Raw genomic sequence first — 15,675 nt, 5'->3', positions numbered from 1 at the left:
GATCGTGCGGTCTAGGCCGCGTTAGCCGCTGCGGGACCAGAAGAATGCGCAGAAGTCTGGCTGGTGGAACCTAGTAGGCCCGGTGGGTAGGCTATCCACTAAAAAACCGAGATGAGCTTCCGTTACTCAATCTTTGCGTGTCACTAACCCGATCTTGCGGTATGTCACCAGAATCGGTGTCACATGAGACACCAGCTCCGCTGGGGACATGGCGACGTGAAAGTAAAACGCCTGACTATCTCGAATTTCCGAGGCGTGGCCCATGGTGTTGTCCATTTAGCAGGACATACACTCCTAGTCGGCGGAAACAATATTGGTAAATCGACGGTTTGCGAGGCTCTCGACCTTGTTCTAGGTCCTGAGCGGCTCTATCGACGGCCTGTCATTGACGAGCACGACTTCTATTGTGGTCGATATCTTGACAACGACAAAGAGCCGGTAGAGGTCCGCATTGAGGCGGTCCTGACTGATCTTCCGCAGGAAGCCGAGCTTCGCTTCCATCGTCATCTTCGACGGTGGGACGACGTTACGCGTGATTTCGCCGATCAAGGGACGGGCGGCCCGGGGGATGGCGATGGGACGCAGAAGCGATGGGCGCTGCCCGTCGTCTTCTTTGGCCGTTACGACAAGGCCGAGGATGACTTCGTTGGCAACACCTTCTTCGATCATCCGATCGAGCCGCCTGAAGGCGAGGAGGCGCCCGAATTGGCGTTAGGGGCCGGCCGGAAATTTTTTGGACGGGAGCACAAGCGGTTATGCGGATTTGTGTTTCTGCGCACTCTACGCACTGGAGCCCGGGCGCTAAGCCTTCAGCGTGGATCGTTACTCGACACCGTGCTTCGGCTCGGCGGAACGGGGTTGGCGGACATGTGGCAGGACACGCTCGATCGGCTGCAGGGGCTCACTCCGCCCATCGGAGATGTACCCCAGCTTAAACAGATCCGCAGAGATATTAGAGAGCGCATGGGGCGTTTCGTTTCGCTCGCAAACGGCGATGATGCGACGGCCTTTTTCGCTTCCGACTTGACCCGCGAGAATCTGCGCGAGGTCGTGAGGCTGTTCATCGCCGCCGAACCGGTCGGCCATAGCGTACCGTTTGCGAGGCTCGGGACCGGGTCGATTAACCTTCTCGTATTTGCCTTGCTAACGGTGATCGCCGAACTCAAGGAAAAGCAGTCGGTGATCTTTGCGATGGAAGAGCCGGAGATCGCGCTGCCACCCCACACACAGCGGCGCGTAAGTCGTTTCGTGCTCACAGAGATGGGGCAAGCGATCGTCACCTCGCATTCCCCTTACGTGATCGAGCAGTTCGAGCCGCAGGACATTGTAATCCTCTCTCGGCGAGCCGACGGCGTCCTCGAAGGTGCGCCGATCGAACTTGGGGAATTCAAGACCAAAAGCTTCAAAACTGAGCGTCGACAATTCGCAGAGGCGATCCTGGGACGCGGCGTGCTGGTCGTCGAAGGCGCATCAGAGACCGCTTTATTTCCAGAGGCCTCAACTGTCCTTGAGCGCGACCTCGGATCCGATGTCTACATGCACCTCGATTTCGCGGGCGTCAGTCTGTTCACGGCCGATAGCGAAACGGCCGTGCCAAAGTACGGCCCAGTCTTTAAGGCGCTCAGCAAGACCGCCTTCGCCTTTTACGACAAGCCGAACAAGGCGCATACCGCAGAAGCGGTTGCCAAGCTCGATGAGTATGTTGCGCATTGGCAGTCGCCAACCAAAGGAATTGAAGTCCTGCTCGTTTCGGAGACTTCGCCAACAGTCCACCATCGGTTTCTCGATGCCGCGAGCACACGCGATGACTATCCGAGCCACTGCGGTGCTTACGATTCCGTACTAGACGATGACGCCACCGCGCGCGCGTTAGCATTAAATGTTCTGAAGGCACGAAAGGGTGACGCGTACGGCTACACCGCACTATTCATTCGCCAGTGTCGTTCTGCTGACGAACTCCCCGTCACCATCAAGAAAATATTGCTAGAGATTCATGCGGTGATGAAGCCTCCGCCGCCTGACGGAGGCTCCGATCTTCTTGGAGATCTGCTCTGAAGATCGACCTCGACCAGAAGCGGCTCGACATTCTCGCGGAGCCCGGACACGTGCTCGTGACCGGTGGCCCCGGGTCAGGAAAGACGACGATCGCGCTGCTCAAGGCAAAAAAGGTTATTTCGACTTTGATGCCTGCCCAGGAAATCCTCTTCCTGAGCTTCTCGCGCGCTGCTGTGCGCCAAGTGCTGACACGGTGCAAGGCAATACTCAGCCAAGATGAGCGCCGTGCTATCGAAGTGCAGACCTATCACTCCTTCTGCCTGGAAGGCCTTCGATCGCACGGGCGTCTGCTAAACGGACATCAGGCACGAATCGCGTTTCCAGATGCAGAGAGGATCGAACGTGCCGAGTTTGACGGCGATTGGCCTCAGGAGTTGGTGCGCCGTGCTAAGGTCGAGGGAATTTTCGCCTTTGATCAGTTTGCTGGCGCGATGGCTGATATTATTGAGGGCTGCGCCGCTGTTCGCGCCCTGCTAGGTCGCAAATACCCTCTTATAATCGTCGATGAGTTTCAGGATACCGACGACGATCAATGGCGGATCATCGCAGCGCTGTCTTCGGTCACAACGATCTTCTGCCTGGCGGACCCGGAACAGAGCATTTTTCAGTATGACCCAAAGGTCGATCCGCTGCGCCTGAAAAAGGCACAGACGTTACTAAATTCCAAGCTCTTCGATTTGGCCGGCGACAATCATCGAAGCCCCCATGGGGGAATTTTGGCGTTCGCTGATGCGGTGATGAAGAACACGACGCTTCCGTCTCCCTGTGCCGAGGTCACCCAGCACGGCTACCCACCACGTGGGTTTGAGGCCACAGTTCATGCTGCCGTGATCTGGATGTTCAGCCAATTGGCAAAGGCAAAGATCGCAAGCCCTACGATCGCGTTGCTGACCCGCAGCAACCAACTTGTTTCGGACATTTCGACCATTCTGGGTCAGGAGCACACCTACAAGAATAAGACACTTAAGCCGATCTCGCACGAGGTGATCTGGGATGCGGAGTTGTCGGCTGCGGCTGCTGTGGTACTCGCCTCGATACTGGAGTGGCCGCGTCAGAACGTACGAGACGCTCAGGCACAAACGCTGCGGCTCGTCTCCGCCTATTACCGGCTCAAGGCAGCGACGGACGGGACTCAGACGGCCAAGGATCTTGCGCGCCAGTTCGCTGAGGCCGCCGTCGTAGTACAGAGCGGTGGTAAGCTGAAGACAAAGAAGGCAATGGAGATCGTAGCTGCAGTCGAGGCGGGCGTGCAACTAGTCGGCGATCCTGTTGCCGACTGGCGAGCCGCGAGCCGGATTCTCGGGCAGACGACGGCACTTTCTGAGATACAGCGCCAAGTCAGACTTGTACGCCTTTTTCGCGCCACCGATGCCTTGGGCCAAGGCCTCGCGGAGTCCTGGGTTGCTACGGGCGGCTACTCTGGCGCGACGGTGCTAGTGAAGAAGGTGCTTGATCAGGAGCGCCTGATCTCCGCCGAACAGGACCCCCAAGGGGTGCTGGTGATGAACATTCACAAGTCCAAAGGGAAAGAGTTCGACGGGGTCATTCTTGTGGAGGGAGCATTCAAGTCGCTCTTCTTCGATCGCGGAGAAAAGCCGCCGTTTGTGCAGAGCCGACGATTGCTTCGCGTGGCGATTACTCGCGCGCGCACGCGGGTTGCCATCGTCAGGCCGAAGAACTCGGCGCCTCTCTGCGGCCCTTGACCGTACGATCGGGATTGCGGTGCTCTCAACGGGTCGGCAGATCACAAACTAGGGCGCTGGTCGCCGGAATCTCCCATGCTGGCGCTCGTTCCGGCACCCACCTCCAGCCTGGCATGCCGAATGACGTGGATGGCCGGACCGTAGCCCGGCCATGATGGCGTGGACGCAGCTGAGCTCAAGCTCGAGTCGTCTTTCGCGATCCCGCCCGCTAACCCCGCCCACGATACGGCGCCACGCCTTGCTCCGGCACCCACAATCCCTTCGGCAGCTTCCCGGTCTGCCAGAACACGTCGATCGGGATGCCGCCGCGGGGGTACCAGTAGCCGCCGATGCGCAGCCATTTGGGCTTGATCTCGGCGGCGAGGCGCTTGCCGATGGCGACCGTGCAGTCCTCGTGGAAGGCGCCATGGTTGCGGAAGCTGGCGAGGTAGAGTTTCAGCGACTTGGATTCGACCAGCCAGGGGCCGGGGGCGTAATCGATCACCAGATGGGCGAAGTCCGGTTGTCCCGTCACCGGGCATAGCGAGGTGAACTCCGGCACCGTGAAGCGGGCCAGGTAATCCGTGTCCTTCTGCGGGTTGGGGACGCGGTCGAGCCGGGCCGCCTCCGGACTGTCCGGGGCCGCCACTTCGCGGCCGAGCTGAAGGCCGGCCGATGTCAGGGCTGGGGTGGATTTCTTCGCCATGTTTTGTGTCATCCGTCGCAATTGGCGCCGCTTTAGCCAATCTCCGGCCATGCGTCATCCGGTTCGTCATTTCGGCGTCACTTCTGCCGCTCTTGTCCCAGACTTGGCCTTTTCGGCCCCCCGGGCTTGCGGTAGAAGCGGCGCAGCAACGCCCACCAGAAGCCCGTAAGAGGACCCCATGACCGCCATCGTCGACATCATCGGCCGCGAAATCCTGGACAGCCGCGGCAATCCCACGGTCGAGGTCGACGTCGTGCTGGAGGACGGCTCGGTCGGCCGCGCTGCCGTGCCGTCCGGCGCCTCCACCGGCGCCCACGAGGCGGTCGAGCTGCGCGACGGCGACAAGCACCGCTATCTCGGCAAGGGCGTGCTCAAGGCCGTCGAAGCCATCAACGACGAGGTCTATGAGGCGCTCAGCGACATGTCGGTGCAGGACCAGGTCCAGATCGACCAGATCCTGATCGAGCTCGACGGCACCGAGAACAAGAGCCGGATCGGCGCCAACGCCATTCTCGGCGTCTCGCTCGCCTGCGCCAAGGCGGCGGCAATCTCCTACGACATGCCGCTGTATCGTTATGTCGGCGGCACCTCGGCGCGCACCCTGCCGGTGCCGATGATGAACATCGTCAATGGCGGCGTCCACGCCGACAACCCGATCGACTTCCAGGAATTCATGATCATGCCGGTGGGCGCGCCGACCTTTGCGGAGGCGCTGCGCTGCGGCTCGGAGATCTTCCATACGCTGAAGGCCGAGCTGAAGAAGGCCGGTCACAACACCAATGTCGGCGACGAGGGTGGCTTCGCGCCGAACCTGCCGTCGGCGGACGCAGCGCTGGACTTCGTCATGAGCGCGATCGGCAAGGCCGGCTACACCGCGGGCGAGGACGTCATGCTGGCGCTCGACTGCGCCGCGACCGAGTTCTTCAAGGACGGCAAGTACGTCTACGAGGGCGAGAACAAGTCGCGCTCGCGCTCGGAGCAGGCCAAATATCTCGCCGACCTCGTCGCGCGCTATCCGATCGCCTCGATCGAGGACGGCATGTCGGAGGACGACATGGACGGCTGGAAGGAGCTGACCGATCTGATCGGCCACAAGTGCCAGCTCGTCGGCGACGACCTGTTCGTGACCAACGTGAACCGTCTGGAGGACGGCATCCGTAACGGCCGCGCCAACTCGATCCTGATCAAGGTCAACCAGATCGGCACGCTGACCGAGACGCTCGCCGCGGTCGAGATGGCCTACAAGGCCGGCTACACCGCCGTGATGTCGCACCGCTCCGGCGAGACTGAGGATTCCACCATCGCCGATCTCGCGGTCGCCACCAATTGCGGGCAGATCAAGACCGGCTCGCTGGCGCGCGCCGACCGCACCGCCAAGTACAACCAGCTGCTGCGGATCGAGCAGGAGCTGGATGCGCAGGCCAAATATGCGGGCAGGGCGGCGCTGAAGGCGCTGGCCTGATCCGGAACGCAACACGGAAGAGGGAGGCGCGCATGGGTGTCGAGACAGGCCTGCAACTGCGGACGCTGATCAAGCGCAGCGGCGAGCTCGAGCTCTCGCTGGTCGACGTGCCGACCCCTGAGCCTGGGCCGGACGAGGTCGTGGTGCGGATCGAGGCGGCGCCGATCAACCCGTCCGATCTCGGCCTGCTCGTTGGCGCTGCCGACCTCACGACCATGCAGGCGTCCGGCACCAAGGACCGTCCGGTCATCATCGCGAAGGTGCCGGAAACCGGGATGCGGGCGATGGCCGCCCGGGTCGACGAGTCCATGCCTGTTGGCAACGAGGGGGCGGGCGTCGTGGTCAAGACCGGATCCTCCGACGCCGCCAAGGCGCTGATGGGCCGCACGGTCGCGGCGATCGGCGGGGCGATGTACAGCCAGTATCGCTGCCTGAAGCTCTCCGAATGCCTGCCGCTGCCGGCGGGCACCACGCCCGCCGAGGGTGCCTCCTGCTTCGTCAATCCGCTGACCTCGCTCGGCATGACCGAGACGATGCGGCGCGAGGGCCATACCGCGCTCGTGCACACCGCGGCCGCCTCCAACCTCGGGCAGATGCTCAACAAGATCTGCCTCAAGGACGGCATCCCGCTGGTCAACATCGTGCGCAGTGCGGCACAGGCGGAGATCCTGCGCGGCCTCGGCGCCAAGTACGTCGTGGATTCGACCTCGCCCACCTTCATGGACGACCTGGTCGCGGCGCTGGTCGAGACCGGCGCGACCATCGCGTTCGATGCGATCGGCGGCGGCAAGCTCGCCGGCCAGATCCTCAACGCGATGGAAGCCGCGATCAACAAGTCCGGCAAGCACCCCTACAGCCGATACGGCTCGAACGTGCACAAGCAGGTCTACATCTACGGCAGCCTCGACGTCAGGCCGACCGAGATCACGCGCGGCTTCGGCATGACCTGGAGCGTGGGCGGCTGGCTGCTGTTTCCGTTCCTGATGAAGATCGGCAAGGCGGATACCGAGCGGCTGCGCCAGCGCGTCGTCGACGAGCTGAAGACGACCTTTGCCAGCCACTACACCAAGGTCGTTTCCTTGTCCGAGGCGCTCGATCCGGCCAACCTCGCCGTGTACGCCAAACGGGCCACCGGCGAAAAATTCCTCATCGACCCCAACAAAGATAAGTGACCTAACGTCGCTCCTCGGACGTTGCTGACGGGCTTGCGTTTGGCCCGCATGCGGAGACAATCCGCCCCGTTTGTCTGGGGGGCGGCGTCAGCCGCATGAAGCACTGAGGAGAGATTTGTCATGACCCGATTGGATCGCCGTCGATTTCTGGCCGGTGCGGCCCTCGCCGGAGCTGCAACCGCCTTGCCGCCGCTGGCCGGACAGGCACGCGCGGCGGTTGCGCCCGCCGGCGCGCAGGCCCCCGGCTTCTACCGCTACAAGGTCGGCGACTACGAGTGCACCTCCGTCAATGACGGCGCGCGCACCTTCCCGATGCCCGACACGTTCGTCGTCAACACCTCCAAGGACGAAGCGCTGGCGGCAGCGGATGCGGCCTACATGCCCAAGGGCATGATCACGATCCCCTTCAATCCGCAGCTGATCAACACCGGCTCCAAGCTGGTCCTGATCGACACCGGCAATGGGGCCGGGGCCTTCGAGGCCAGCAAGGGCGCGGTCGGCCGCACGCTGCAGAACCTCGCTGCCGCCGGCGTCGATCCGAAGAGCATCGACGTCGTCGTGCTTTCCCACATGCATGGCGACCACATCAACGGCCTCAAGCTCGCGGACGGCTCGCTGGCATTTCCGAACGCCGAGCTGAAGGTGCCGGCCAAGGAGTGGGCGTTCTGGAATAGCGACGAGAACGCCGCCAAGGCGCAGACCGACTTGATGAAGGGCAACTTCGCCAACTTCAAGAAGGTGTTCGGCGGGCTCGAAAGCAAGGTCACTCAGTACGAGTGGGACAAGGAGGTCGCGCCCGGCATCACCGCGCTCGGCACGCCCGGTCACACGCCGGGACACACCTCGTTCGCGGTCGCTTCCGGCAATGCCAGGGTGCTGATCCAGGCCGACGTCACCAACGTCCCCGAGCTGTTCCTGCGCAATCCGGATTGGCACGTGATGTTCGACACCGATGCCGCGATGGCGCAGGAGACGCGGCACAAGTTCTACGACATGGCCGCCGTCGAGAAGGCCAAGGTGATCGGCTTCCACTTCTCGTTCCCCTCGGTGGGCTATGTCGAGAAGGACGGCGCCAAGTACCGGCTGATCCCGGCGCCGTGGAATCCGGTGATCTGATCTCGCTTTAACCGGCGTCATTGCGAGCGAAGCGACGCAATCCAGGGGCTCGGTCGGGACTCTGGATTGCGTCGTCGCTTCGCTCCTCGCAATGACGGGGATGGAGTGTGCCAGGCCGTCTTTCGATGCGGCCTGCTTGTTTTGCATATGCGAAATGCCGGGCTTCCCGCCGCTCCGGCGAACGCCTATGTCAGGCGTTCCCGGGACTCCGCAGGGCCTTGCATGTCGATCGACCTCTCTCCCACCACCGCCGATCTCTCCAACTGGCGCACTGCGCCGTTCAGCCGCTGGGCCTTTCACAACATCCGCGCGATCCTGCCGGCCGCCGACATCGAGAGCGCGCCCGGCAGCGCCTGGCCGCTGCCGGCGAGCCCGGTTGCGTTCGAGGATTTCAGCGTGCGGCTGCCCAAGGGCGGCACGCTCGATCTCGACGGTTTCCTGAAGGCGACGGCGACCGACGGGCTGCTGATCCTGCATGACGGCCGCATCGTCTTCGAGCGCTATGACGGCGGCACCGACCGCGACACGCCGCACATCCTGATGTCGGCGACCAAGTCGATCACCGGCCTCATGGTCGGCATCCTGGCTGGCCGCGGCGAGCTCGACATCGACGCCGAGGTCACGCGCTACGTGCCGGAGGTGGCCGCCACGGCCTATCGCGGCGCCACGATCCGGCAGCTCATCGACATGCGCGCCGGCATCGTCTTCGATGGCGCCGGCTTGCAGGCCTATGCCGACGCCAGCGGCTGGGAGCCGGCCGCGCCGGGCACGACGCCGAACCTGCACGATTTCTTCGCGACGATGCGCGCCCAGTCGGCGCCGCATGGCGGCGCCTTCAGCTACGTCTCCTCCAACACCGATCTGCTGGGCTGGGCGATCGAGCGCGCCACCGGCCGCAGCTTCGCAAGCCTCGTCAGCACGCTGCTGTGGCAGCCGATGGGGGCCAGCGGCGAGGCCTTCATCACCCTCGACCGCAAGGGCGCGCCGCGCTGCACCGGCGGCTTCTGCGCCACCTTGCGCGATTTCGCGCGCCTTGGCCAGCTCGTGCTGTCAGGTGGGCGGCGGGGCTCGCACGCGATCATCCCCGAGGCTTGGCTCGACGACATCAGGCACAATGGCGATGTGCAGGCTTGGCGCGACGGCCAGTGGCGCGACAGCTTTGCCGCGATCAGCCGCAACATGCACTATCGCAGCGGCTGGTACGTCATCAATGATCAGCCGCAGCTGATGTTCGCGATGGGCATTCACGGCCAGAACCTGTTCGTCGATGCCGCCAACGGCATCGTGATCGCCAAGCTGTCGAGCTGGGCTCAGCCGGTCGACGGGCAGGCGATCTGGCTGACGCATCAGGCGGTGGCTGAATTTGCCCGCAGCCTCAAAGCCACGGCTTGAGCTCGCCGCGGCGAAGGTCTGGAACATTGGAGCCCTGCTCGCGATGAAACGCTGAGTTTCGCGACACGCTGTTTTCATGCACTTGCATGGTCTTGCCCATGTGTCTTAAGTGCACCCCTCACGTTCCCCTGCAAAGGATGCCCTATGCCTGCTCCGTACGCCATCGTCGCCCTCGTCGGCAGTCTCCGCAAGGAGAGCTTCACCCTGAAGATCGCCAATGCGCTCGCCAAGCTGGCGCCGGCCAGCCTGAAGATCGACGTGACCACGCTCAACGGCCTGTCGTTCTTCAACCAGGATCTCGAAGCCAATCCGCCGGCCGACTGGCTCGCCCTGCGCGACAAGCTGAAGGCCTCGAACGGCGTCCTCATCCTGACGCCGGAATACAACCGCTCGATCCCCGGCGTGCTGAAGAACGCGATCGACATCGCTTCGCGCCCCTATGGGCAGAGCTCGTTCCTGGGCAAGCCGGTCGGCCTCATCTCCAATTCGCCGGGCCCGCTCGGCGGCGTGGCGGCGGCCAAGCACCTGCAGAACATCATGCCGGGCATCTCGGGCCCGATCATGGGACAGCCGGAAATCTACCTGAACGGCGTCGGCGACGCGTTCGACGCCCAGGGCGAGCTGGTCAAGGATTCGCTCAAGACGGTGTTGCAGCAATATCTGGATGCCTTCGCCGCCTTCGTGGCCAAGCAGAACGGCTGACCTTGGTCGTCGCCGTGCGGCGGTCGCCAACTGCATGACGGGTATGATGCGGGCAGGGCGTTGACGCGCCTTGCCCGATCCGTTTCAAGGCCATGCCGGACCAGCGCAAGGATGCGCATTGCCAAGGAAGCATGATGGCCCATTCGTTCACACCCGCGTCGTCGTCGAGGCCCGGCCAGAACCAGCCGGATCTCGACTCGGAGGCCGTCTGGCAGGCGCGGATCGACCTCGCGGCGTGCTTCCGGATGGCGGCGCGGCACGGGCTCGAAGAGGGCATCTGCAACCACTTCTCGGCGCTGGTGCCTGGCTATGACGACCTCTTCATCGTCAATCCCTACGGCTATGCCTTTCGTGAGCTGACGGCCTCGAAGCTGCTGGTGTGCGATTTCGACGGCAACGTCATTGCCGGCGATGGCCGCCCGGAAGCGACTGCCTTCTACATCCATGCCCGCATCCACAAGGCGTTGCCGCGGGCCAAGGTCGCGTTCCACACCCACATGCCCTACGCCACCGCGCTGTCGATGACCGAAGGCGACCCGCTGATCTTCGCCGGGCAGACGGCGCTGAAATTCTACGGACGAACCGCGGTCGACGCGAACTACAATGGGCTGGCGCTCGACGCGCGGGAGGGCGACCGCATCGCCGGGGCTGTCGGCAACGCCGACATCGTCTTCATGAAGCATCACGGCGTCATGGTGCTGGCGCCGACCATCGCTGAAGCCTGGGACGATCTCTATTATCTCGAGCGCGCCTGCCAGGTGCAGTGCCTGGCGCTGTCGACCGGCCGCAAGGTCACCGCCGTCGCGCCGGCAATCGCGGAAGCCGCCTCTCGCCAGATGCGCGAAGGAGATGCGGAATCGGCTCGGTTGCACCTCGAGGCCGTCAAACGCATGCTCGATCTCGAGGAGCCGGTCTACCGGAGCTGAGGACTGATCGTCTGGAGGCTGGTGCGATGTCCAGATTGGAGCTTTCTGCCGAGCAGCGCGCAGCGCTGGATCGTCCCGTCTGGTCAGCCCTGACCACCGGGCACCGGGCGCTTGCCGAGGGCGCCGCGCATGCCCGTCGCTATCCTGCGGCGATTGCACCATTTGCCGCCATGTCGGACGACAGCGAGGCCGCATGGTCGGAGCTCGCCGACTTCGCCAAGAAGGACGTGGTTGCGATCGTGACTCCCGCTCCTCCGGGCGACCTGCACGGCCTTGCCGCCTGGTTCAGCGCCAGCGTCCGCCAGATGGTTGCGGTCGAGGCCGAGGCCCCTGTTGGGGATGCCGTGATCGAAACGCTCGACCAGCGTGACATTCCGGCGATGCTGGAGCTGACGGCGCTGACCAAGCCCGGCCCGTTCCTGGCCAGGACCCACGAGCTGGGCCGCTATATCGGCATCCGCGACGGGCAGCGCCTGGCTGCGACGGCCGGGGAGCGCATGCGCCTCGACGGGTTCACGGAAATCAGCGCGGTCTGTGTCCATCCGGACTATCGCGGCCGTGGCTATGCCCAGAGGCTCGTGACGGCCCTGATGACGGCCATCAGGGGCAGGGGCGAGACGCCGTTTCTCCACGTCATAGAGGACAATCATGCCGCGATCGCGCTGTATGAGCGTCTCGGCTTCGTGTCGCGAGCCACCTTGTGTTTCACGGTGCTTCGGCAATCCGTCAGCCCGTGACGGGTGATGCGACCTTCGTAAAGAAGCCTCGCGGGGCGGATTAGCAGATCCTTAACCAAGGCGCCCCATCTTCCGGCCATGGTCTCCCGCGCGCGGCTCAAATCGTTCCTGACCGGGCTCGCCCTCTACACGATGGCGGCCGCCATCATCGGCTATTTCGGCATCAACGCCTATACCGGCCGCTACGGCCTGACCGCGCGCCAGGAGCTCGACCAGGAGATCATTGCGCTGACCTCCGAGCTCGCCCGGCTGAAGCAGGAGCGGGCGGAGGGTGAGAAGCGCGTGTCGCTGCTGCGCTCCGACCGGGTCGATCCCGACATGCTCGATGAGCGCGCCCGCTTCCAGCTCGGCTACGCCAATCCGCGTGATCTGATCCGGATCAATCGGCCAAACTGAGCGAGCCGGTCTCCGCGAGGCATCCGTTGGGAGACTGGCCTCGCGTCTGCGTAACGAACGCGTGCACGACAAGCCCATGACGAGGAAGACCCGCGCTGCGCGCGGGTCTTCGACGATCGCTGATGCGCTGCTCCTTATGCGGCCCGCACGGTGGCGAGGAACCTGTGGACCTCGGCCTTCAGGCGGTTGCTGTCCTGGGACAGTGACTGCACAGCGTTGAGCACCTGGGACGAAGCCGTCCCTGTCTCGGTTGCTTCGCGCTGGACGTCGGCAACATTCGCGGAAACCTCTTTCGTGCCGCTGGCGGCTTGCTGGATGTTGCGCGAGATTTCCTGGGTTGCGGCGCCCTGTTCTTCGACAGCGGCTGCGATGGTGGCGGCGATTTCCGACATCCGGCCGATCGTGTCGCCGATTTCCTTGATGGCGGTGACCGAATGCTGGGTGGCGGTCTGGATGGCGCCGATCTGCTGGCTGATCTCTCCGGTCGCCTTGGCGGTCTGCTCGGCGAGCGCCTTGACCTCCGAGGCGACAACGGCGAAGCCGCGGCCGGCTTCACCCGCCCGCGCCGCCTCGATGGTGGCGTTCAAGGCCAGCAGGTTGGTCTGGCCGGCGATGGTGTTGATGAGCTCCACCACGTCGCCGATGCGAGCCGCCGCTTGCGACAATTCGCCCACGCGTTCATTGGTCTTGCGGGCCTGCTCGACGGCTTCACTGGCGATCGCCGAAGACTGCTGCACCTGCCGGCTGATCTCGTTCACGGAGGAGGACATTTCCTCGGTGGCGGCGGCGACCGACTGGACGTTGTTGGAGGCGGCGCCTGAGGCGCCGGCTACGACGGTGGCGAGACCCTTCGAGCGTTCGGCAGTCGCGCTGAGCGACTGGGCCGATGACTCCAGATCGGTCGCTGCCGACGACACGGTCTCGATGATCTGGCCGACCGCGGTCTCGAAATCGTTCGCAAGGCGCATCGTATCGATCTTGCGCTGCTCGGCCTGGCGCGCCTCCAGCTCGTTCTGCTCGGCTTCGAGCCGCTGGCGGGCGACGGCATTGACCTTGAACACCTCGACGGCACGGGCCATCTCGCCGACCTCGTCGCGCCGTTCCGAGCTCGGTATCTGCACAGCGAGATTCCCGTTCGCAAGCTCGGTCATCGTCCGGGTGATCGCTTGCAGCGGCCGGACCAGGCCGCGCGCGATCATCAGGGTCGCAACGCACAGCAGGGCGATCAATCCGACGGCCCACATCAGCGTCACCTTGACGGAGGCGTAGAACGCCTCGTCGAGATCGTCGACATACACGCCCGTGCCGACGACCCAGTTCCACGGATCGGCCTTCAAGGTGTAGCCGAGCTTCGCCACCGGGACGCTGCTGCCGGCGCGCGCGAACATATAGCTGACGAAGCCGCCACCAGGCTGGGTCGAAGCCGCGATCAACTCGCGTACGAAAGGCAGACCGTTGGCGTCCTTCTCGTTGAGCAGGCCCTTGCCCTCCCAATCCGGCTTCGGGCCAAGCACGAGGTTCACGCCGTCCGGCTGGTAGACGAAGATGTAGTCGTTCTTGCCGAACCGGATGCCGCGGAGCACGGCCTTGGCGCGGTTCTGCGCCTCGTCCGCGGTCAGGGCGCCCTTCGCCGCCGCATCGGCAAAGCCCTTCACGATCGACACGGCAGATTGCACCTGTCCGACGACCGCGGCCTTACGCTCTTCGACCAGGGCTGTGCGGGTGGCCAGCAGCTGGCTGACGACGGCGACGATACAGACGCCGATGGATAACGCGACCAGAACCGCAAAGCGGCGAGGGATGGTGAGAACCATGTTCGTTCCTGTCAGGGGGACGAGGCAGCCGGACAGTTCAGGCAGCCAGGGATTTCCGTTGAGTTATTTGATTTCGTTGATGAATTCGGAAAAATTGTGCATTGCGGAAGGTTTAGAATTGATTGATTCGAACGCCCGTAGAAACACGGAGACTCTCTGCCGCTGCTCGGTCGGAATATCCGTTATGCCGATGTTCGATATGTCGGGTTTTTTGGTCGCCGATGGCGTCGTCGAGATCCACCGATGAGGGTGTCGCGGAGGGCGTCGTCGGCTTGGCCTGACGCGTCCCATCCGCTGAGATGACTGCTCTTTTTTGTAGCGGCCTGCGGTCGGATTCCAAAAATGGTGGAATTGTATTTGCAATATTTCGTGTGCATTGCAGTGCGGCACGCCAAAGCCTTCGGACGTGCCACGCGGTCCTTTTACGTCTCCTGGAGTTGAGCTAGAGAGAGCTACTTTTTCTCTCATCCGGAATTGCCATGGCCGCACCGAAGAAGACCGCCGCAAAGGAACAAGGGCAGGACAGAGATAACGGCCCGCCGCCGGAATTCACCAGAGAACAGGAATTGGCTGCGCTGCGCGACATGCTGCTGATCCGCCGCTTTGAGGAAAAGGCGGGTCAGCTTTATGGCATGGGTGCGATCGGCGGCTTCTGCCATCTTTACATCGGCCAGGAAGCGGTCGTCGTCGGCATGCAGATGGCGCTGAAGCCGGGCGACCAGGTCATCACCGGCTATCGCGATCACGGCCACATGCTGGCCACCGGCATGGATGCCAAGGGCGTCATGGCCGAGCTCACGGGACGCCGCGGCGGCTATTCCAAGGGCAAGGGCGGCTCCATGCACATGTTCAGCGTGGAGAAGAATTTCTTCGGCGGCCACGGCATCGTCGGCGCCCAGGTCTCGCTCGGCACCGGCCTTGCGCTCGCCAACCGCTACCGCGGCAACGACTCGGTCAGCGTCGCCTATTTCGGCGACGGCGCGGCCAACCAGGGGCAGGTCTATGAGAGCTTCAACATGGCGGAGCTCTGGAAACTGCCGGTGATCTACGTCATCGAGAACAACCGCTACGCCATGGGCACCGCGGTGTCGCGCGCTTCGGCGCAGACCGACTTCTCCAAGCGCGGCCTCTCCTTCAACATTCCGGGCGAGCAGGTCGACGGCATGGACGTCCGCGCCGTGAAGGCTGCGGCCGAGAAGGCTGTCGCCTGGTGCCGTGAGGGCAAGGGCCCCTACATCCTGGAAATGCAGACCTACCGCTATCGCGGCCACTCGATGTCGGACCCGGCGAAGTATCGCACCCGCGAGGAGGTCGAGAAGGTCCGTCACGACCAGGATCCGATCGAGCAGGTGCGCAACCGCCTGCTGGCGGCCAAGGTCAGCGAGCAGGATCTCAAGGCGATCGACGCCGACGTGCGCAAGATCGTCAATGAGGCCGCCGATTTCGCGCAGGCCGATCCCGAGCCGGATGCCGCCGAGCTCTACACCGACGTCTATCGCTAATCGCGCGCGCAAG

The 15,675-nt window shown here is 63.6% G+C and carries 13 protein-coding genes; 11 read left to right on the top strand and 2 right to left on the bottom strand.

The genetic code is table 11. The features are described 5' to 3' along the window. Window positions 1-183 precede the first annotated feature (183 nt). Together ACQR1F_RS30145 and ACQR1F_RS30140 are read left to right on the top strand one after the other, a co-directional pair. A complete protein-coding gene (locus ACQR1F_RS30145) occupies window positions 184-2,055 on the top strand; it encodes an ATP-dependent nuclease (protein WP_316218749.1) in 1,872 nt (623 codons plus the stop codon). Further along, window positions 2,052-3,758: a UvrD-helicase domain-containing protein gene (locus tag ACQR1F_RS30140; RefSeq protein WP_434914414.1), complete on the top strand. Its 1,707-nt coding sequence runs from the start codon at window positions 2,052-2,054 to the stop codon at window positions 3,756-3,758. Before ACQR1F_RS30145 ends, ACQR1F_RS30140 begins: the two co-directional genes overlap by 4 nt. Before the next feature lie 208 nt (window positions 3,759-3,966). Here the strand turns inward: ACQR1F_RS30140 and queF are convergent, their stop codons facing one another. Beyond that, window positions 3,967-4,443: a preQ(1) synthase gene (queF, locus tag ACQR1F_RS30135; RefSeq protein WP_434914405.1), complete on the bottom strand. Its 477-nt coding sequence runs from the start codon at window positions 4,441-4,443 to the stop codon at window positions 3,967-3,969. 178 nt (window positions 4,444-4,621) lie between these two features. Between queF and eno the strand changes: the two genes are divergently transcribed. From eno to ACQR1F_RS30095, 8 genes are all read left to right on the top strand, one after another. After that, window positions 4,622-5,905, top strand: a complete 1,284-nt coding sequence (eno, locus tag ACQR1F_RS30130; protein WP_434914404.1) for a phosphopyruvate hydratase — start codon at window positions 4,622-4,624, stop codon at window positions 5,903-5,905. A gap of 32 nt (window positions 5,906-5,937) precedes the next feature. Next, on the top strand, window positions 5,938-7,077 hold the full coding sequence (locus ACQR1F_RS30125) for a zinc-binding dehydrogenase (RefSeq protein WP_434914403.1): 1,140 nt from the start codon (window positions 5,938-5,940) through the stop codon (window positions 7,075-7,077). A 120-nt stretch (window positions 7,078-7,197) separates the two neighbouring features. Then, window positions 7,198-8,193 carry an MBL fold metallo-hydrolase gene (locus ACQR1F_RS30120; RefSeq protein ID WP_434892033.1) on the top strand — a complete coding sequence of 332 codons (996 nt, stop codon included), beginning with the start codon at window positions 7,198-7,200 and terminating at the stop codon, window positions 8,191-8,193. A gap of 222 nt (window positions 8,194-8,415) precedes the next feature. After that, window positions 8,416-9,585: a serine hydrolase domain-containing protein gene (locus ACQR1F_RS30115; RefSeq protein WP_434914402.1), complete on the top strand. Its 1,170-nt coding sequence runs from the start codon at window positions 8,416-8,418 to the stop codon at window positions 9,583-9,585. A gap of 144 nt (window positions 9,586-9,729) precedes the next feature. Continuing rightward, the gene (locus tag ACQR1F_RS30110; RefSeq protein ID WP_316178495.1) at window positions 9,730-10,287 is read left to right on the top strand and encodes an NADPH-dependent FMN reductase; all 558 of its coding nucleotides are present in this window, start codon (window positions 9,730-9,732) and stop codon (window positions 10,285-10,287) included. 134 nt (window positions 10,288-10,421) lie between these two features. Beyond that, complete coding sequence (locus tag ACQR1F_RS30105) at window positions 10,422-11,213, top strand: aldolase (protein ID WP_316218755.1); 792 nt, start codon at window positions 10,422-10,424, stop codon at window positions 11,211-11,213. A 26-nt stretch (window positions 11,214-11,239) separates the two neighbouring features. Next, complete coding sequence (locus tag ACQR1F_RS30100; RefSeq protein ID WP_434895054.1) at window positions 11,240-11,950, top strand: GNAT family N-acetyltransferase; 711 nt, start codon at window positions 11,240-11,242, stop codon at window positions 11,948-11,950. A 78-nt stretch (window positions 11,951-12,028) separates the two neighbouring features. Then, complete coding sequence (locus ACQR1F_RS30095) at window positions 12,029-12,346, top strand: FtsB family cell division protein (RefSeq protein ID WP_315711657.1); 318 nt, start codon at window positions 12,029-12,031, stop codon at window positions 12,344-12,346. Between the two features lie 134 nt (window positions 12,347-12,480). Here ACQR1F_RS30095 and ACQR1F_RS30090 read toward each other — a convergent pair whose 3' ends face one another. Continuing rightward, window positions 12,481-14,160 carry a methyl-accepting chemotaxis protein gene (locus ACQR1F_RS30090; RefSeq protein WP_316178498.1) on the bottom strand — a complete coding sequence of 560 codons (1,680 nt, stop codon included), beginning with the start codon at window positions 14,158-14,160 and terminating at the stop codon, window positions 12,481-12,483. A 479-nt stretch (window positions 14,161-14,639) separates the two neighbouring features. On the opposite strand from ACQR1F_RS30090, the gene pdhA reads away from it, so the two are divergent. Next, the gene (gene pdhA, locus ACQR1F_RS30085) at window positions 14,640-15,662 is read left to right on the top strand and encodes a pyruvate dehydrogenase (acetyl-transferring) E1 component subunit alpha (RefSeq protein WP_434914401.1); all 1,023 of its coding nucleotides are present in this window, start codon (window positions 14,640-14,642) and stop codon (window positions 15,660-15,662) included. The last annotated feature ends 13 nt before the right edge of the window (window positions 15,663-15,675 follow it).

This window comes from Bradyrhizobium sp. HKCCYLS3013 (assembly GCF_051167615.1).
Classification (GTDB): domain Bacteria; phylum Pseudomonadota; class Alphaproteobacteria; order Rhizobiales; family Xanthobacteraceae; genus Bradyrhizobium.
The sequence above is the reverse complement of the archived record's forward strand: the minus strand, read 5'-3'. Positions and strand labels throughout refer to the sequence as shown.